The 18,708-nt window shown below is 61.7% G+C and carries 16 protein-coding genes; 7 read left to right on the forward strand and 9 right to left on the reverse strand.

From position 1 onward, the window contains the following. Nucleotides 1-23 precede the first annotated feature (23 nt). The 6 genes from BCF11_RS09560 to BCF11_RS09585 form a co-directional block, all read right to left on the reverse strand. Nucleotides 24-3,134 (reverse strand): DUF6311 domain-containing protein, encoded by a 3,111-nt coding sequence (locus tag BCF11_RS09560; RefSeq protein WP_098494539.1) that lies wholly within the window; start codon nucleotides 3,132-3,134, stop codon nucleotides 24-26. A gap of 32 nt (nucleotides 3,135-3,166) precedes the next feature. Continuing rightward, on the reverse strand, nucleotides 3,167-5,314 hold the full coding sequence (locus tag BCF11_RS09565; RefSeq protein ID WP_143751286.1) for a DUF6311 domain-containing protein: 2,148 nt from the start codon (nucleotides 5,312-5,314) through the stop codon (nucleotides 3,167-3,169). Then, complete coding sequence (locus BCF11_RS09570; protein WP_098494541.1) at nucleotides 5,307-5,732, reverse strand: GtrA family protein; 426 nt, start codon at nucleotides 5,730-5,732, stop codon at nucleotides 5,307-5,309. Before BCF11_RS09570 ends, BCF11_RS09565 begins: the two co-directional genes overlap by 8 nt. Nucleotides 5,733-5,739: 7 nt before the next feature. Continuing rightward, nucleotides 5,740-6,711, reverse strand: coding sequence for a glycosyltransferase family 2 protein (locus BCF11_RS09575; protein WP_098494542.1), 972 nt, complete (start codon nucleotides 6,709-6,711; stop codon nucleotides 5,740-5,742). 176 nt (nucleotides 6,712-6,887) lie between these two features. Beyond that, nucleotides 6,888-7,937 (reverse strand): type II asparaginase, encoded by a 1,050-nt coding sequence (locus tag BCF11_RS09580; RefSeq protein WP_233212664.1) that lies wholly within the window; start codon nucleotides 7,935-7,937, stop codon nucleotides 6,888-6,890. A 302-nt stretch (nucleotides 7,938-8,239) separates the two neighbouring features. Then, nucleotides 8,240-9,091 carry a mechanosensitive ion channel family protein gene (locus BCF11_RS09585; protein WP_098494544.1) on the reverse strand — a complete coding sequence of 284 codons (852 nt, stop codon included), beginning with the start codon at nucleotides 9,089-9,091 and terminating at the stop codon, nucleotides 8,240-8,242. Between the two features lie 289 nt (nucleotides 9,092-9,380). Here BCF11_RS09585 and hisC point away from each other — a divergent pair, with 289 nt between their 5' ends. From hisC to BCF11_RS09610, 5 genes are all read left to right on the forward strand, one after another. Next, nucleotides 9,381-10,469: a histidinol-phosphate transaminase gene (hisC, locus tag BCF11_RS09590; protein ID WP_098494545.1), complete on the forward strand. Its 1,089-nt coding sequence runs from the start codon at nucleotides 9,381-9,383 to the stop codon at nucleotides 10,467-10,469. A 97-nt stretch (nucleotides 10,470-10,566) separates the two neighbouring features. Next, nucleotides 10,567-11,718: an MFS transporter gene (locus BCF11_RS09595; RefSeq protein WP_098494546.1), complete on the forward strand. Its 1,152-nt coding sequence runs from the start codon at nucleotides 10,567-10,569 to the stop codon at nucleotides 11,716-11,718. Between the two features lie 49 nt (nucleotides 11,719-11,767). Then, nucleotides 11,768-12,523 (forward strand): META and DUF4377 domain-containing protein, encoded by a 756-nt coding sequence (locus BCF11_RS09600; protein WP_158229170.1) that lies wholly within the window; start codon nucleotides 11,768-11,770, stop codon nucleotides 12,521-12,523. Next, nucleotides 12,523-13,242 carry an alpha/beta fold hydrolase gene (locus BCF11_RS09605; RefSeq protein ID WP_098494548.1) on the forward strand — a complete coding sequence of 240 codons (720 nt, stop codon included), beginning with the start codon at nucleotides 12,523-12,525 and terminating at the stop codon, nucleotides 13,240-13,242. The genes BCF11_RS09600 and BCF11_RS09605 overlap by 1 nt, the downstream gene beginning before the upstream one ends. A 31-nt stretch (nucleotides 13,243-13,273) precedes the next feature. Then, nucleotides 13,274-14,095: an FkbM family methyltransferase gene (locus BCF11_RS09610; RefSeq protein WP_098494549.1), complete on the forward strand. Its 822-nt coding sequence runs from the start codon at nucleotides 13,274-13,276 to the stop codon at nucleotides 14,093-14,095. Nucleotides 14,096-14,149: 54 nt separating this feature from the next. Here the strand turns inward: BCF11_RS09610 and BCF11_RS09615 are convergent, their stop codons facing one another. The 3 genes from BCF11_RS09615 to BCF11_RS09625 form a co-directional block, all read right to left on the reverse strand. After that, nucleotides 14,150-15,109: a nitronate monooxygenase family protein gene (locus tag BCF11_RS09615; RefSeq protein WP_098494550.1), complete on the reverse strand. Its 960-nt coding sequence runs from the start codon at nucleotides 15,107-15,109 to the stop codon at nucleotides 14,150-14,152. A gap of 133 nt (nucleotides 15,110-15,242) precedes the next feature. Then, nucleotides 15,243-16,157, reverse strand: coding sequence for an MBL fold metallo-hydrolase (locus BCF11_RS09620; RefSeq protein ID WP_098494551.1), 915 nt, complete (start codon nucleotides 16,155-16,157; stop codon nucleotides 15,243-15,245). Next, the gene (locus BCF11_RS09625; protein ID WP_369827740.1) at nucleotides 16,154-16,375 is read right to left on the reverse strand and encodes a DUF1289 domain-containing protein; all 222 of its coding nucleotides are present in this window, start codon (nucleotides 16,373-16,375) and stop codon (nucleotides 16,154-16,156) included. Before BCF11_RS09625 ends, BCF11_RS09620 begins: the two co-directional genes overlap by 4 nt. Nucleotides 16,376-16,472: 97 nt before the next feature. Between BCF11_RS09625 and creB the strand changes: the two genes are divergently transcribed. Both creB and creC read left to right on the forward strand, forming a co-directional pair. Next, nucleotides 16,473-17,183 carry a two-component system response regulator CreB gene (creB, locus tag BCF11_RS09630; RefSeq protein WP_098494553.1) on the forward strand — a complete coding sequence of 237 codons (711 nt, stop codon included), beginning with the start codon at nucleotides 16,473-16,475 and terminating at the stop codon, nucleotides 17,181-17,183. Then, complete coding sequence (creC, locus tag BCF11_RS09635) at nucleotides 17,180-18,631, forward strand: two-component system sensor histidine kinase CreC (protein ID WP_098494554.1); 1,452 nt, start codon at nucleotides 17,180-17,182, stop codon at nucleotides 18,629-18,631. Before creB ends, creC begins: the two co-directional genes overlap by 4 nt. Nucleotides 18,632-18,708: the final 77 nt, after the last annotated feature.

Here is an 18,708-nt window from a genome sequence, read left to right on the forward strand (position 1 = left end):
CTACCATCAAGGCAGGCCGGATATCAATGGATCACCATCGATATCACCCCCAGCCCCAGGCGCCGCAGGTCTTTGGCGGCAGCTACCTGCATGGGCGCCACCGGGGCAGGAATGGAAAACAGTATCAGCATCCGGCCATGGTCTTTTGCAAACAATGCGGCGGGAATCCTCAGGCGGCGGCGACCCTCGCTTGCAGCCAGGGTATAACGCAACTCTCCGACCAGTTGGCCGTTGACGCTGACTTGTATCGCCTGCAGCGGATTCTGCGGCGTCAGGAAGGTCTGCCCGGTAATCTCCAGCTCGCGCTCGGCCGCACCCTGCCCGCCTGCATCCAGCCATAGCGCTGCGAGGTTGCCGTCGCTCCAGCTACCCCACGCCTCGAATCTGGCCCAGCCGCCCGCGCGATACAGATCGGCGTTGCCGCCGCTGCGAAAATCGATTGCAGTCCCAAACGCATAGCCGGCAGGCGGTGCGGCTGCCGGCAGCGCTACCGGCTGGTGCATTGGCAGACATTCGCCGCAACTGCGCCAGCCCGGCGCCAGTACGCGATAACCGTCAATCTCTCCCACGAAATCGGCCGGCCCGGCATTGTTTCTGGCCTGCTCCCACAGCAGGCTGGAAACCGGGTCGCGCAGGAAGACATACAGTGTCTGCGCCTCGTAATCCGCGGCAAACACCGTCGCCGCCGTCCGCCGCTGCAGCGCCGCCAGCCGGCCCGCATCTATGCGGGCGAAATAGCCGTCATTGATCTGCATGCGATGATTCGACGCCAGCAAGGCAATCGGCAAATACCCGTCCGGATCGGCTGCCGGCATGGCGAGCGCGATGCGGCGATAGCGCTGCGGCGCCTGCTGCCAGAAGGCCGACTGCAGAGGCGTAGTCCAGGTCCCGTCCTGCATGTAGGCGCGGATATTCCTGGCCGCGGTATTGCTGTCGACCAGCTGGAACAGCAGCAAGCCCGAAAGCAGGTAGGGCAGCACGCGGCGTCCGATCAATTTGAAACAGGCATACAACAAGGCCAGATAGATCAGATAGAACACGGGCCAGAACATGCGGCCCGACACTCTGAAAACACTGGCCAGCGATTGCAGCGGACCCGGCAGACGATAGACCAGCAGATCGCGCTCGCCCCAACCGATGTAGTTGCTGAGCGCCAGCAATGTCAGGATCGCAGCAATCAGCAACAACGGCAGCAGCGTGGCCCAGCGCCAGGCCAGCGCCGCGCGGCCGCTTTTGGCGATGAGCATTGCCAGCAAGGCCAGCGGCAACAGCATCAGCATGCCGCTGCCCAGATAGCTGAACCCTTCATATTCGCCCGAGCTGCGGGACAACTCGGGCAGGAGGGCCGACCACCATCCCATGGCATCAACCAGGCCAAGCAGGCTCATGCGCAGATAGCCAAAGCCGGCTACGCCGCTCAAGCCATCATGCAGCATGAAATAGCCGGTGCACCACAAGACGAGCGCCAGGCAGGCGCCTGCCAGCAAAGCATGCGCGAGCATCGTCCGCAAGGACATCTGTTTTTTCAGCCAACGCTGCAGCAGGTCGGCAGCCCACAGCGCCAGCACCATGGCGAGCAGATAGGCGTGCGTCAATGCCGCGGCGCCGAGCAGGACCAGCCAGCCGCGGGCGCGGAATCTGTCGAAAAAATACAGGTACAGCCCGGCCAGGATCAGCCAGTGCGCGGCCAGCGCTTCATGCTCGACATGAATCCGCCACCATAAAGGCGGTGCGATGACGAAAAATGCCGTGCCAAGTAAAACCGCAATGCGCTCTGTCGAAAACAAGGACAGTAATTTATACGCAAAATAAGCTTGCAGCACGACGCACATGGCAAGCCAGATGCCGATGTATTGAAATGGCTCAGGCAGGAAAGCGGCAAACGGCTTGAACAGAAATGCAAACAGCGGGGTCGAGTCGGTATAAACAATGGAACTGGCAAGGCTTTCGCCGTAGTCTCTGTTTGCCCCTAACGGAAATTGCAGCAAAGGCGTATGCCGGAAAAAATTCCAGCCGAGGAAATGCTGGCTGAAATCGCCACGCATCAGCCACGCGGTAGAGCCAGGCCAGACGATTGCGCCGCCTGTGTAGAAGACAAAGGCCGCCAGTCCGATCAGCAGCGTCCATATTGCCGGCGGAATTTTCTTCAACAGCGCGCCGCCCGCCGCAAACGTGGGCTGCCGCGGCACTGTCTGTTTGCGCAAGGCGCGCCGCAAGCGGATGACAGGACGCTCGACCAGGACGTAGGAGATGCCGGCCAGGGCAATCGAACTGGCGATCAGGGCGTAGACATACCACCAGGCGTCACCGCTGATGCCCAGGCTCTGGAACAGCCAGATGAGCAGGAAATGATTCAGGAAGACGCCGTAGCTGAGATTACCGGCCAGTTCTTCCAGCCGGCCAAAACTGAGGCGCGACAAACCCCAGACCAGCGGCACGCCGAATACCAGGCCGGTCAGCACTTCAAAGGTGAACGGCAATTGCCAGGCGGGATGGCTGGCGACGCCTGCACACATCACGCAAATCGTAAGATAGGCCAGTCCCAGCGCGGCCTTGCTGGGGGTACGGTAGAGATAGCTGCCCAGCAAAAACATGAACAGCGTGCCCGGCAGCATGCGATAGCCCCAGATATCCGGATTCAGGATGCCGAAATAGGCTAGCAGGAAAAATGCGAGCGAGCCAAGAAACACCGGCCCGCGCACATTGCAGATGATGACGAAAGGAATCACCAGGTAGAACTGCGACTCCAGGCCAAGCGACCATGCCTGGGGAATAATCTGGCAGTTCAGGAAATACTGGAAGAAATTCAGCGGCAGCATGATCGCATTCAAGGCGATGTGCGGCAACGTCAACTCAGCGATGAATGGCGAAACCGGACGGGCAATCGCGATCAGCAACAGGGTCAGGAAAAAATAGAACAGGAATTGCGGGAACAGGCGCATCGCACGGTCCAGGTAAAACCTGCCGACGCTGGACAGCTGCGTGTAGTTGCGGTCCAGCAGAGCGGTCATCACATAGCCGCTCAGGATGAAGAACGACACCACGGCGAACACCCCGATGTTGCGGCCTTGAACGCTGATGCCGAGATGCGAAAGCAGGACGGCGATGGCAAGCAGCAGGCGGTAGACTCCCACTCAAACCTCCGACGTGCGGCGGATCCCGGCCATTACTGCCGGCCGCCGGCGATCGTCATGGATACCGCACCCAGGCCGAGCGCCCGCACGTCCTTGCTCTGCATCGCCTGGATCGGCGATACCGGCTCGGCGACAGTAAACAGGATCAGCAGTTCGCCGTGATTTTTCAACGCCAGCGCAGCCGGAATGCGCAGCTCCTGCACGCTCTCGTTGCGTTCCGCACTGTAGCGCAGCTCACCTATGGCCTGGCCATTGACCGACACCTTCACCGTCTGGTTCGGGTAACGGGGCGGTACGAAAGAATGGCCGCTGACGGTCAGCGTCAGGTCGCCGGTGATTGGGGCGGCAAGCTGCAGCCGCATGGCCGCCTGGTTGTCTTTGCTCCATGTACCCCAGCTTTCAGGCGTAGCCCAGCCGCCGGCCAGGTAGGGGCCGGCATTGCCGCCGTCGCGGAACTCGAGCGCCTGGCCCAGCGTGTAGGCAGGTGCGGCCGCCGGTACCGCCGGAGCCGCCGGCAGGTACAGGCTGCGGCAGGCGCCGCACTGCATCCAGCCCGGCGCCAGCACGCCGAGCCCGTCGAGCCGGGTAACCAGGTCAGCCGCGCCGGCGCTGGCTTTCGCCTGCTCCCAGAACGCAAGAGACAGCGGATCGTTATAGAAGACATACAGGGTATGCGGATCATAGCTGCCGCTGGCTACCATTTCCGCGGTCTGGCGCTGCAAGGCCAGCAAGGCGTTTTTATCCCAGCGCGCAAAGTAGCCGCTATTGATCGGCAGGCCATGTTCCGATGCATACAAGGTCAAGGGAAAGTAATCGAAAGAATAAGCGCTCGGCATGACCACGGCGATACGGCGATAGCTGGCCGGCAGCTGCTTCCAGAAAACAGACTGCAACGGCGATTGCCAGCGATAGCCGCCGATGTTGCTGCGGATATTCTGCGCGGCGCTATTGCTGTCCCATAGTTGCAGCGCCAGCAGCGCTGCCAGCAGGAAAGGCAGCCAGCGCTTGCCGATCAGATTGAAGGCGATATGGAAAACGCCGATATAGATCAGATAGAACATGGGCCAGAACATGCGGCTCGATACCCGGAAAACATCCGCCAGCCGTTGCAGAACATCCGGTAAGCGGTAAACCAAGAGGTCGTGCTCTGCCCAGCCGATCGAATTGCTCAGCGCCTGCAAAGCCAGCACCAGCGCTGCCGCCAGCAACGGCAGCAAGGTCGCCCAGTGCCAATGCAGTGTGGCCCGGCCCTTGCTGCGCACCAAGAGCAGCAGCGCCAGGACTGCCAGCAGCAGCATGCCGCTGCCGAGATAATTGAAGCCTTCGTATTCACCGCCGCTTCTGGGCAGGTCAGGAAGGATTCTCGACCACCAGTGAAGCGGATCGAACAAAGCCAGCAAGCTCATGCGGAAATAGCTGCCGTAAGGTGTGGCAAGGCTGCCACCTACCATGAAATAGCCGCTCACCCACATCAGCAGCGCCAGGCAAGCGGCGCTCACGGCTGTCCGTCCAGCCAGCGTCCGCAACGACGCCTGGTCTTTAAGCCATCGCTGCAGCATGTCGGCGGCCCAGATCGCCAGCACCATGGCGAGCAGGTAGGCATGCGTCAGCGTCGCCAGGCACAGCAGCAGCAGCCAGCCGCGCCAGCCTGAGCGGTCCCTGAAATACAGGTACAGGGCCGCCAGGATCATCCAGTGCGCCGACAAGGCGTCGCATTCCAGCAGCATGCGCCACCAGAAGGGCGGCGCCAGGACAAAAAAGGCGGTCGCCAGCAGCACGACGCACCGGTCGCGCGAGAACAGCGATAGCAGCTTGCATGCGAAAATCCCCTGCAGCATGGCGCTCAGCATCAGCCAGATGCCGATGTACTGGAACGGCTGCGGCAGCCAGGCGGTAAAAGGCTTGAACAGGAAAGCGAATAACGGTGTCGAATCGGTAAAGACAATCGAACTGCCCAGCGTTTCGCCGTAAGCAGGGTTCGCTCCCAGAGGAAATTGCCACAGCGGCGTGTGCCGGAAAAAATTCCAGCCGAGGAAATGCTGGCCGAAATCGCCGCGCATCAGCCATTCAGTGTAGGTGGGCCAGACAATCGTGCCGCCGGTATAAAACACAAAGGCGGCAAGCCCCATCAGCGCCGCCCACGGCAAGGGGGAGAAAAACAGCGGGAATTTTCTAGTCATTTTTGGCGGGAACGCTGGTCTGCGGCCGCTTCGACCTGAACGTCCATAATGCGTTGGCGGAATAAGTCAGCAGCAGCACCGCCACTGACGACAGGATCTGCGCCACCAGGTAATTGAGCGCCAGCGGCACGGTCAGCAGATGCATCAGCCCGGTATTCAGCGCGATGCCGGCAATCGCGATCAGGGCGAAGCGGCTAGCCGTCTGCAGATGGCCGGCTTGGCTCTGGAAGGTGAGCCAGTAGTTGAGGCCGTAGTTGACGATGGCGCCAGCCAGGGCGCCGGCCGCCGAGGCCGGCACCGGGCCGGCCAGGCCGCCCTGCACCAGCAGGACCAGGATGCCGTACTGGCACGCAGTACCGGTCGCACCGACCGCGGCATAGATCAGGAACCGCCTGTAGCTCAGCATCGACATCGACATCAGGCCGCTAGTCTTCCGTTTTCTGGTAACGGCGCCGGACCAGGTAGATCGGACGCCCTTTTGATTCCAGGTAAGTCCTGCCCATGTATTCGCCAAGCACGCCAATCCCGATCAGCTGTATGCCGCCGAGGAACAGCACCACCGTCAGGAGCGAGGCATAGCCCGGCATGTCGATGCCGTAAATCAGGGTTTTGCAAATGATTACCAGGCCGTAGATAAAGGCGAGCAATGAAATCGCAAAGCCGCAGTAAGTCCACCAGCGCAACGGCACAGTGCTGAAGCTGGTGATGCCCTCCAGCGCGAAATTCCACAGGCGCCAGCCGGAGAACTTGGACTCTCCCGCGCTACGGGCTTCTCGCACATATTCCACGGTGGTGGTGCGGTAGCCGACCCAGGCAAACAAGCCTTTCATGAAACGGCGGTTTTCCGGCAATTGCTTGAGCGATTCCAGCACCTGGCGGTCGATCAGGCGGAAATCGCCGACGTTTTCAGGCAGCTTGATGTCCGACACCGCGTTGTAGAGGCGATAAAACAGGCTGGCGCTGTTGCGCTTCATGTAGGAATCGCTGTCGCGGTTGACGCGCTTGGCCAGCACCACTTCGTAACCGTTCTGCCATTCCGCGATCAAGCGCGGGATCAGTTCGGGCGGATCCTGCAGGTCGGCATCGATGGGAATGACGGCATCGCCCCGTGCCTCGTTGAGGCCGGCGGTCAGGGCTGCCTCCTTGCCGAAATTGCGCGACAAATCGATGACCCGCAGGCGGCGGTCCTGGCTGGCGGTGGCGATCAGCTGGGCCAAGGTATCGTCGGCGCTGCCGTCGTTGACGCACACAATCTCGCAATCGAAACGATCCAGAGCGGCCAGTATCGGGCCTATGCGCTGGAAAAATGGCCCGATCGCCGAACTCTCGTTGTAGAAAGGAACCACTAGCGACAGTAGTGGCTTGCCGGGCGCTTGATCGTTTGAATTCACAGGCATTGCATGGGTAGGTTTATCGCTGGTGCGTCAGTCATCTTAGCATCATTCCCCACAGAAACAGCGTAAAGCTGTTGCCGCTGCTACAAGAATCCAACACCTGCAAAGTACCGCCGCTGCATAAAAAAGCCAGCTAAATCATTAGCTGGCTCCTGACTGCCCGGATCACGGACGCATGATCAATAGGTGTAGAACATGCGCTGGATTTCCTTGGTGTCCTTGGTCTTGGTCAACGCCAGCATCAGCAAGATGCGGGCCTTTTGCGCATTCAGCGTATCCGCCACCACGAAGTCCAGTTCGTCGTCGTTGGCTTCGCCGTTACGGGCTACGATGCCCTGGCCGACGCGGCTGGCGCGAACGATGATCACGCCTTTCTTGCGCGCTTCCACCAAAGGCGTTTTCATTTGCGCCGCGACGCTGCCGTCGCCGACGCCAGCCTGGATGATGCCCTTGGCGCCCGAAGCGACTTGCGCGTCGAGTGCGGCGCGGGTCATGTTGGCGTAGCCGTAGATGATGTCGACCTGCGGCAGCACGTCCAGCTTGCTGATGTCAAACTCTGTATCGACCGTATTCTTGCGGGTCGACTGGCGATAGAAGTAAGCCTTGTTGCCCTGGATGTAGCCCAGCATGCCCAGTTCGGTCGACTTGAAGGTGTCAGTGGTCGAGGTATTGGTCTTGCTCACTTCACGCGCGGAATTGATCTGGTCGTTCAGCGATACCAGCACGCCCTTGCCGATGGCATCCTTGCTGCCGGCCAGCAGGACCGCGTTGTACAGGTTGATCGGGCCGTCGGCCGAGATCGCGGTCGATGGACGCATGGCGCCGACCACGACCACAGGCTTGCGGCTCTTCACGGTAAGGTCGAGGAAATAAGCGGTTTCTTCGATGGTGTCAGTGCCGTGGGTGATGACGATGCCATCCACATCCGGTTGCGCCAACAGCGCGTTGACGCGCTTGGCCAGCTTCAGCCAATGGTCGTTGGTCATGCTTTCGCTGGCGATCTGGAATACCTGCTCGCCCTTGACGTTGGCGACCTTCTTCAGCTCTGGAACCGCTGCGATCAGTTTTTCCACGCCTACGGTGGCCGACGTATAACCCACGGTCGTGGTGCTGTCGGCGCCGGTGCCGGCGATGGTGCCGCCGGTCGCCAGGATCACGACGTTAGGCAGTTTGGCTTGATCTTGCGCCTGCGCCGCGAAAGTCGACAGCAATAAAGCGCCGAACATCATCAGTGCGTAAGAATGGAAGGCGCGCATTGTAAGTTTGCGGGTAGACATAAATCTCCTGATTTTGTTAATAGTTGTGGACCACAGCCTAGGCTCGAAAAAGATCAAGCAGCGGTCACGCGACAGTTCTACATTCTGCAAATGCGCCATCGCGCAGCGAAACTGTAACGGAAAGTGGGCAGTCAACCTATGCCAACTATGCATAGGTTTATGCATAACCGTTATAGACGTCGCAGTGGTCAGGCTTGCAGGCGTGCGATTTTATTATCAAAAAGAAATGCCGGTCAACGCCTTCCACCGTGTACTTACGCTGCGGTATTCACCTCGGCTGCGCGCGTGATGTGCAACTCGCGAGTAGGGAACGGGATCGAGCAGTTCACCGACTCCAATGCTGCTTGCACGTTTTGTGCCAGCGACCAGCGCACCGCCCAGTATTCGGAGGTGGTGGTCCAGGCGCGCATGTTCAGCATCACCGCGCTCTCGGCATGGTCGGTGACCACCACCAGCGGCGCCGGCGTCGCCAGGATCCGCTCATCCGCCAGCAGCAGTTTCTGCAAGGCCTGGATAGCCACGGCCGGATTGTCCCGGTAGTTGATGCCGAGCGGCATGTCGATACGGCGCGTATTGTTGCGGCTGAAGTTGGTCAGCGCGCTGTTCCACAGCTGGTTGTTAGGCACAAACAGGCAAACGCCGTCGGCCTTGGTCAGTTTGGTCGCAAACAGGCCGATTTCATCGACCGTGCCTTCGACGCTGCCGTTGGAGATGTATTCGCCGACCTGGAATGGCCGCAGTAACAGCAACATCATGCCAGCCGCGATGTTTTGCAAAGTCCCTTGCAAAGCCAGGCCGATCGCCAAGCTGGCGGCACCCAGGACGGCGATGATACTGGCAGTCTGCACTCCGAACTGGCCCAGCACGGCGACCAGCGTGATCAAACGTACCAGCCACAGCAGCAAGCTGCGCAGCACCGGCCGCAAGGTGGCGTCGAGGCTGGCGCGAATCATGACGCGGTCCAGTGCATTGGCGAAGCGCGAGGACAGCCACCAGCCGACCGCCAGCGTGAAAATGGCCAGCACCGCATTCAGGCCATAGTGCAAGGACGATTCAAGAAGGAAGTTCCAGAGCGTTGTAAGTTGATTGACAGCTAATATGTTCAAGGACAGCTCCTGTTGCTTGTGTGAAATAGTGCGGACCGGGTCCGCGTCCCAAGCTCCCTATGTTACCAGTTGCCTTTGGTGCAACCCGCCGAACGGCTTTGTGTCCGATGCATAGCAGAGCTTGCTGCGAGCGATATCCGAAGAAAAAGCAGGATCTGCATTGATCTGTACATGGATACATGGTTCCCGCCCCTGCCTGGATTAACTCGCCCTCGACGTTAACTTCATAAGCTTGCTACCATATGCCGATCCGCCCTATCCGGCCCGCGTAAATTTCCCTAGCGACACAATGAGCAAATTCTGGAGTCCCATCGTCAGCCGCCTGACGCCTTACACCCCCGGCGAACAACCCAAGCTGAGCAAGCTGATCAAGCTCAACACCAACGAGAATCCCTACGGACCGTCGCCGCTGGCGCTGGCCGCGATTGCCGCCGAGGCGGGCGACAGCCTGCGCCTGTATCCCGATCCCGAGGCCGATGTGCTGAAACGGGCGCTGGCCGAGCAGAACGCCGCGCATGGCATCACCAGCGCCCATGTGTTCGTCGGCAACGGCTCCGACGAAGTGCTGGCGCATGCCTTCCAGGCCCTGCTGCAGCATGAAGAGCCGATCCTGTTCCCGGACATCAGCTACAGTTTTTACCCGACCTATTGCGGCTTGTATGAAGTGGCGCACCGCACGGTGCCGCTGGCGGCGGATTTCAGCCTGCGCGTCGACGACTACCTGGGCGTCGACGCCGGCGGCATCATTTTCCCGAATCCGAATGCGCCTACCGGCTGCCTGCTGCCGCTGGCCGAAGTCGAGCGGCTGGTGGCGGGGCAGCCCGACTGCGTAGTGATCGTCGATGAGGCCTATGTCGATTTCGGCGGCGACAGCGCGATCCCGCTGGTAGCGCGCTATCCTAATCTGCTGGTGGTGCAGACCTTGTCGAAGTCGCGCTCGCTGGCCGGCTTGCGGGTCGGCTTTGCGATCGGCCATCCGGATCTGATCACGGCGCTGAACCGGGTCAAGAACAGCTTCAATTCCTATCCGCTGGACCGCATGGCGATCGCCGGCGCCACCGCCGCCATCAAGGACCAGGCGCATTTCGACAAGACCCGCCACGCAGTGATGGCCAGCCGCGAACACATGGTGGCGGGGCTCACAGAGCTCGGCTTCGAGGTGCTGCCGTCGGCCGCCAACTTCGTGTTCGCGCGCCATCCGCGCCATGACGCCGCCAAGCTGGCTGCCAGTCTGCGCGGCGACGGCATCATAGTGCGCCATTTCAGCAGCGCCCGCATCGCCCAGTTCCTGCGCATCACGGTCGGCACCGATGAGGCTTGCCAGGCTTTACTGGATGCCTTGCAGCTTCACCTGCAGGCATTGCCGGCCGATTTCTGATCCTGCCTCAGCGCGGTTGCGCCGGTACCGCCGGCCGCGCTGATTCCGCTATCTGCACGGCTTGAATCTGCACTGGCCGTCACTTTTCCTTCACTCAATGTCCAACCCTGCCGCTTCATCCAGTGCCGCCAACCCGCGCATGCGCCAGGTAGCGCTGCCGCTGCTGTTCCTGCTGCTGGGCGTGATCTACGCCAGCTGGGTCTCGCGCATTCCGGCGCTGCGCGATCATTTGCAGCTGGATCCGGCCGGCCTCAGCCTGTTCCTGCTGGGCGGTGGCGTCGGCGCGGTCAGCTCGTTTCCGCTGGCGGCCTGGCTGATCGGCCACTACGGCGCTCGCCGCGGCTGCTGGTATGCCGGCGTGGCCTTGCTGCTCACTGTCCCCTGCCTGGCGCTGGCGCCCAACCTGCCGCTGCTGATGCTGGTCATGCTGTGCCTCGGAGTGTGCTCCAGCTGCTTCAATGTCGCCATCAACGCCCTCGGCGCCGAGGCGGAAAAGATCGCCGGCCGTTCGATCATGTCGCAGCTGCACGCCTGGTTCTGCGTCGGCACGCTGTCCGGCGCCTTGCTTGGCAGCGCCATCGCCGGCCTCGGTATCGGGCCCTTGTTGCACTTTGCCGCGATTGCCTGTTGCGCATTGATCCCGCTACGCCTTTGCTATCGCGCCCTGCCCAACGACCGGCCGCAATACATCGCCGGCAAAAAGCACTTCGCGCTGCCGCACGGCCCCCTGATCGCGCTCGGCATGGTTGCCTTTGGCGGCGCCATCGTCGAAGGTTCGGTGGCCGACTGGAGCGGCGTCTACATGAAGGACCGGCTGCTGGCCAGCGACGGCGTGGCGCCTCTGGCTTTCGCCTGCTTTGCCGGCATGATGCTGCTGACCAGGCTGGTGGGCGACAAGCTGAAAGAAGCATTCGGCGCCCGCCGCATCGTCGCCAGCGGCGCGCTGGCGGCCGGCATCGGCATGCTGATTGCACTGGCCGCCGGCGAAATCCCGTTCGCCATCGCCGGCTTTGCGCTGACCGGGGTCGGCGTCGCCACCGTGTTTCCGTTCATCTTCAGCGCCGCCGGCCGTCATGGCCCGACCGCGTTGGCGGGCGTCACCACCATGGGCTACACCGGCGGCCTGATCGGACCTCCTGCCATCGGTTTTATCGCACATGGCTTCGGACTGACAGTGGCGCTGTCGCTGGTGGGTGTGCTATGCGCGGCGGTAGCGCTGGCGGCGAGCCGCGCCAAATGGCTTGAGTAGACCGCACTGCGCTAAAATGTGCCCTGACCCACTTCTACCAGGAGTCCGTATGACGCTTGCCTCAGTCTCTTCACTGCCGCGTTCCTTACTGCGCGGCCTGGCCGTCAGCGCCGCCGTCGGCTTTACCCTGGCCGCTTGCGCCGGTACGCCGCCGGCGCCGGTGGCCGGCAACGATCCGGCGTTGTCCGCCGTGCGCTGGGAATTGACCGGCTGGACCGGCCACACTGTCCCGCATGGCGACAATGGCGAACCCGTGATCCTCAATTTCGACATGCAGGATGGCAAGGGCAGAGTCAGCGGCCGCGCCGGCTGCAACCAGTTTTCCGCGCCCTACTCGGTGCGCGCGGCCGGCCAGCTGACCATCGTCGAGGCCGTCACCACGCGCATGGCTTGCGCGCCGCCGGCAATGCAGTTCGAAGCCGATTTCCTCGACAAGCTGCAAGCCGTCAACAACTACAAGATCAGCGGCCCGGTGCTGGAAATGACAACCGTGGATGGCCAGACCCTCAGCTTCTATCAACGCGAAAAACCGAGCGCTGCCGCCAAGATCAAATTCGTCTACGTCGCTTCGCAAAAAATGCCGTGCAGCACCGGCATGATGCGCACCACCTGCCTGCAGATCCGCGAACGCAAGGAAGATCCGTGGCAGCTCTGGTACGGCAATATCGCCGGCTTCAATTTCGAGCCCGGCATCGCCTACCGTCTGAGGATCCTGGAAGAGCCGGTGCTCAATCCGCCGGCCGATGCCAGTTCGATCAAGTGGACACTCGACATGATCGTGGAACAGGAAGTGGTCAAAAAATAATGGCGCTATCGGTAGACAATAATGAGCGCCGGCAACTGTTGCTGCTGCCCGGCTTCATGCTGGATCAAACGCTGTGGGACGACATGCGCGAAGGCCTGCAGCAACTGGGCCAGCTGCACTTCGGCGATCTCGGCCAGGATGATTCGATCAGCGCCATGGCGGCGCGCGTGCTGCGGCAGGCGCCGCCGCGTTTCGTCCTGATCGGCTTTTCCATGGGCGGCTACGTGGCCCAGGCCATCATGCAGCAGGCGCCGGAACGGGTGATTGCGCTGGCGCTGCTGAACACTTCTGCACGGCAGCAGAACCCGCGCGAAATCGCCGGTAACAAGGTGCAGCTGGAACTAGCGCGGCAAGTGCCGTTCAAGGGCCTCACCAGCCGCGCCCTGGCGTCTTCGCTGCATCCTGACCTGGCGCATGACCGCGTGCTGCTGGAGCGGCTGCAAGCGATGGCGCTGAGCAACGGCAAGGAAGTCTTTATCCGCCAGTTGTCGGCCCTGCGCAGCGACGGTTACGCCGAGCTGCACAACATTCATTGTCCGACGCTGATCGTCGCCAGCAGCAACGACCAGCTCAGCAGCGTCGCCGAGTCACAACAGATGTTGGAGCAGATCGCCACGGCGCGCATGGCGCTGATCGAAAACTGCGGACATATGACACCGCTGGAAAAACCGCGCCAGCTGCTGCAGATTTTGTCCGACTGGATCAGTACCATCGAATGACGATGTGACCCGACCTTAAGGATTGCCAGCCATGTCTTTGCCACTCCGCCCCATCGCTTTTGTCCTGGCCGCATCCAATCATGGCAGCATGATCGTGAACCGCAACGATCATCACGGCGTCAATGAAAATAACGGCTACGGGGTCGGCTATCAGATACTCAGCAATTCCAGTTTCGACGCCAGCGAGATAGATTTTGCGCTGGCCTTGCTGAATTGCCGGCGCCGTCATTTCGGCGACGGCGTGTTCGCCATCGACGGCGGCGCCAATATCGGCGTGCATACCATCGAGTGGGCGCGCCACATGCATGGCTGGGGCCGGGTGCTGGCGTTCGAAGCGCAGGAAGTCGTGTTTTACGCCCTGGCCGGCAATGTCGCCATCAACAACTGCCTGAACGCGCGGGTGAAGCTGTCGGCGCTGGGCGAGCAATGCGGCGAACTGGTGGTGCCGCAGCCGGATTACTTCAAGGCCGCCAGCTTTGGCAGCCTGGAGCTGCGCCAGCGGCCGAATACCGAATTCATCGGCCAGCAGATTTCCTACGAAGCCGACGCCGGCGCGACAGTACCGATGGTCAGCCTGGATTCCTTGAAACTGGAGCGCCTGGACCTGGTGAAACTGGATGTCGAAGGGATGGAACTGGATGTGCTGCGCGGCGCCCGCGCCACCATAGAAAAGCATCGCCCAGTCATGTGCATCGAAGTCCTCAAGTCGGAACCGGCAGCGATTGAAGCCTTTCTCAAGGAACTGGGCTATCGGGTGTTTCCGGCGGGACTGAATGCGATTGCGGTGCATGAGAAGGATCCCACGCTGGCGCATATTTCGGTGACGGACGGCCAGGTGCTCCTGACTACCTGAAGCGATTACTGCAAACGGATCAGGCTGCTCGGCCTGACCCGTCCTCAACAAAACTTACAACGCCAGACGTTTGCGCGCCGCCTGGTATTCAGTCTGCAGGCGATCCACCATCTGCGCCACGCTCGGCACGTCATCCATCAGGCCAACGCCTTGGCCGGCGCCCCAGATATCGCGCCAGGCCTTGGCGCCGCTGCCGCCGGAACCGAAATTCATCTTCGATTTATCCGCTTCCGGCAGGTTGTCCGGATCGAGGCCGGCATTGACGATCGATTTCTTCAGGTAGTTGCCGTGCACGCCGGTGAACAGATTGGTGTACACCACATCCGCGGCTGTGGACTCTACGATGGCCTGGCGATAGGCATCGTCGACATGCGCTTCCTTGGTCGCCAGCCAGCGCGAACCGATATAGGCAAAGTCGGCGCCCATCGCCTGCGCCGCCAGGATCGCATCGCCGGTGGCGATCGCGCCCGACAAGGCAATCGGACCCTTGAAGAATTTGCGTACTTCACCCACCAGCGCAAACGGCGACAGCGGTCCGGCATGGCCTCCGGCGCCGGCCGCCACCAGGATCAGGCCGTCGACGCCGGCTTCCAGCGCCTTTTGCGCGTGGCGGATCGAGATCACGTCGTGCAGTACGATGCCGCCATAGCTGTGGATCGCATCCATCATTTCCGGCGGCGGCGCGCGCAGGCTGGAAATGATGATAGGGACCTTATGCTTGACGCATACCGCGACGTCGTGCGCCAGGCGGTCATTCGATTGATGGACGATCTGGTTGACCGCGATCGGGCCGATCTTGGCGTCGGGATGCTCGGCCTGGTAAGCCGCCAGTTCCGCTTGCAGATCGGTCAGCCAGACATCCAGCAATTCCGCCGGCCGGGCGTTGAGGGCGGGGAAAGAGCCGACGATGCCCGCCTTGCATTGGGCGGCCACCAGGGCCGGGCCGCTGGCGATGAACATCGGCGAGCCGATGACGGGAAGGCTCAGGTTTTGCAACGCAGCTGGCAGTGCCATAACAACCTCTTGAATTGGGAATTGAATGACTGATTATAGGGGGAAGCCAAGAATAAAAAGTACGATCGTGCTAGATTTTGTCCTCTAAACCGGGCTATCGGCTGACTCGCTTCGATATTGGCACAACTCCGCGTTAGCGGTTTAACAAGCAGCCGTCGCGCACTTCCGCCGCCCCGGCGCGAAGCAACTGGGCCACCGTCCATTCGGCGAGCTCAGCGCCGCTGAGCCGCAGATAGCGGCGGTTGGCGGCCTCAACCAGCGGCAGGCTGGTCAGCATCTGCTCCACCTCGGTCAATCTGATCTGTTGTCGTTCCAGCAGCAAGAACTTGAGCAAGACCTTGATGGCATTGCCGGCATTGCGCTGCGGATCGGCGGCCAGATAGGCGAGCCGCGCAAAAGCCCTTTCCAGCGCGGCGCCGGCGCCGGGAAATGGACTGCCGTGACCGGGAATCACCAGCCGCACGTCGAGCGATGCGATCAGCTCCAGCGTTGCCTGCGCCTCGGCAAAACCGGATTCGCCATCCAGTTCCGGAAAGATCACGCCAAAACCGTTTTCCCACAAGGCATCGGCGGAAATCAGGATGCCCTGCTGTGGACAATAAAAAACCAGGGAATGCGGATCGTGCCCGGCCGCCGCCAGCACCTGCCACTGCAGGTCGCCCAGGGTCAGCCAGTCGCCGGCCTGCAGGGTATCGTCGAAAGTGAACGGCGCACATTGCTGGCCGGTGCCGCTGTAGCTCAGCGCGTCCCGGTCCCAGCGCCGCACCTGCTCGGCCTGGCCGGCGGGAATCGAGGTCCGGCAGCCATAAGCCTGCTGTAGGGCGGCGTTGCCGCCGCAATGGTCCGAATGCAGGTGAGTGTTGAGCAAACGGTCCAGCGGCCGCCCTTGCAAGCCGTGCGCCACCAGCGCCAGGGTTTGCGGCGCATGCGTGAGATAGCCGCTGTCCACCAGCGCGGTCTGCTCGCTGCCAAGGAACAGGATGTTGTTGGACGACAGCCAGCCGCGTTCCAGCACCCGCATGGTCGGCGGCAGGAAGGTCGCGCTCATGGCGCGCGCCGTTGCCGGATCAGCTGCCAGATGGCGCGCTTTTGCAGCTCGCTGGCGCTGCCCCACAGGGCGATTTCATCCAGTGTGCGCTGGCAGCCGTCGCACAAGGCGGTTTCCGGGTTCATCACGCAGACGTTGATGCAGGGCGAGATGCTGTAGTCCGTGCCAGCGTCGACAACCGCAGGCGCAATGACGGACTTGGTTTGCTGATTTTTCACAATGTCTCTGATTATGCTTTTTATACTGTTTGTGCTGGTGATTGTGTCGCTTATCCATATAATAAGCGACATCGCCTCCTTCCATGACCCCCAACGCATGCTGAACATTTTACTGGCCGAAGACGAAAGCGCGATTGCCGACACAGTGATCTACGCGCTCAGCAGCGAAGGATTCCAGGTCCATCATTGCCTGCTCGGCGGCGTCGCCTTGCAACAGGCGCGCAGCGGCCAGTTCGACCTGGCGGTGCTGGACGTCGGCCTGCCCGACATGAGCGGCTTCGATGTCTGCCGCGAGCTGCGCAAGTTTTCCTCGCTGCCGGTGATTTTCCTGACTGCGCGCGGCAGCGAAATCGACCGCCTGATCGGTCTCGAAATCGGCGCCGACGATTACATGGTCAAGCCTTTCTCGCCGCGCGAGCTGGCGGCGCGCATCCGCGTTGTCCTGCGCCGCCTGGGCCACGCGCCGGCGGCCGAAAACAGCACTGCCGTTAGCACGCCAGCCATCGTCACGCTGGGCGCATTCGAAATGGATACGCTCGGCATGCGCATACGCTATGCCGGCCAGGCCCTGCAGCTGACGCGCTATGAATACCTGTTGCTGAAGATGCTGCTGAGCCGGCCGGGCGGCATTTTCAGCCGCAACCAGCTGATGGACTCGATCTGGCACGACGCGCCGGACAGCACCGACCGCACCGTCGACACCCACGTCAAGACCTTGCGCATCAAGCTCAAAGCCGTGGCGCCTGCGGCCGACCCTATCCACACCCATCGCGGCCTCGGCTATTCGCTGGAACTGGCGCCGCCATGAAGCTCGGCATCCGCATCCTGTTGGGCTATTTCCTGATCGTCGGGCTGGCCGGGGTCTTTATCCAGCGTGTTTTCCTGGCCGAGGTCAAGCCAGCGGTGCGGCAGGCGATGGAAGACACCTTGGTCGATACCGCCAACATCCTGGCCGAGCTGGCGGCCGACGACATGAAGCAGAACCACATCGCCGACGGCAATTTCGCCAGCCGCGTACGCGAATATGCGCATCGCGGCGTCGACGCCAAGATCTGGAGCTTCCGCAAAACCACGCTGGATTACCGCATCTACGTCACCGATCTCAAGGGCATCGTGCTGTTCGATTCCACCGGCCGCGCCGTCGGCCAGGACTATTCGCGCCGCAACGATGTCTACCTGACTTTGCAAGGCAGCTATGGCGTGCGTTCCACGCGCGATGTCGACAGCGATGAACGCAGCACCGTGATGCACGTGGCGGCGCCGATCATCGACAATGGCAAGATTATCGGCGTGCTGACCGTGGCCAAGCCCAATAACACCTTGCAGCCGGCGATCTCGCAAAGCGAGAGAACCATCCTGCGCTGGGGCGCCTTGCTGCTGTTCCTGTCGCTGGCGGTCGGGCTCGCGGTGACCTTGTGGATCAGCCGTTCGCTGGGGGCCCTGCAGCGCTACGCGCGCGCGGTGACTGCTGGAGAACGGGTGCGGCCGCCGGCCAAGGGCGCCAGCGAAATCGTCGAGCTGGGCCAGGCGCTGGAATCGATGCGGCAAAAGCTGGAAGGCAAGCAGTATGTCGAACACTACATCCACAGCCTGACCCATGAAATGAAAAGTCCGCTGGCGGCGATCCAGGGCGCGGCCGAACTGCTCGATGAAAACCTGCCCGCTGTCCAGCGCCGCCGCTTCGCCCATAACATCCGCAGCCAGTCGCAACGGCTGGCGGAACTGATAGAGAAAATGCTGGCGCTGGCGGCGATCGAACACCGGCAAACCTTGGAAAACGTCGTCGCCATCGATCTCGGCGAGCTGCTGGATGAAGTCATCAACCTGCTGGAACCGCGCCTGCAGCGTGCCGGGGTCAGCGTGCGCAGGGATATATATCCACCGGCGTCGGCGCTGCAGCCGAAAATCCGCGGCGAAGTTTTTCTATTGCGCCAGGCGCTGATCAACCTGCTGGACAACGCCATCGATTTCTCGCCGCCGAACAGCGTGATCGTCATCAAGAGCGATTTCTCGCAGCCCGGAACCGTCAAGCTGTCGGTGCGGGACAGCGGCCCCGGCATCCCCGCCTACGCGTTGACGCGAGTATTTGAACGCTTTTATTCCTTGCCGCGGCCGGGCAGCAACGAAAAGAGCACCGGCCTCGGCCTGTGTTTCGTGCAGCAGGTGGCGGAGCTGCACCATGGCAGGGTCAGCTTGCGCAACTGCAGCGAAGGCGGCGCCGAGGCCCAGCTGAACTTGCCAGCCGATCCAGCCTGAGCCCGTTTTGGCCCATTTTTGCCCACTTCACACCCGCTTCACATTAGCGCCGCAGCGGCCTCGCAAAGCCGCCGCCG

Source organism: Collimonas sp. PA-H2, from assembly GCF_002564105.1.
Taxonomy (GTDB): domain Bacteria; phylum Pseudomonadota; class Gammaproteobacteria; order Burkholderiales; family Burkholderiaceae_D; genus Collimonas.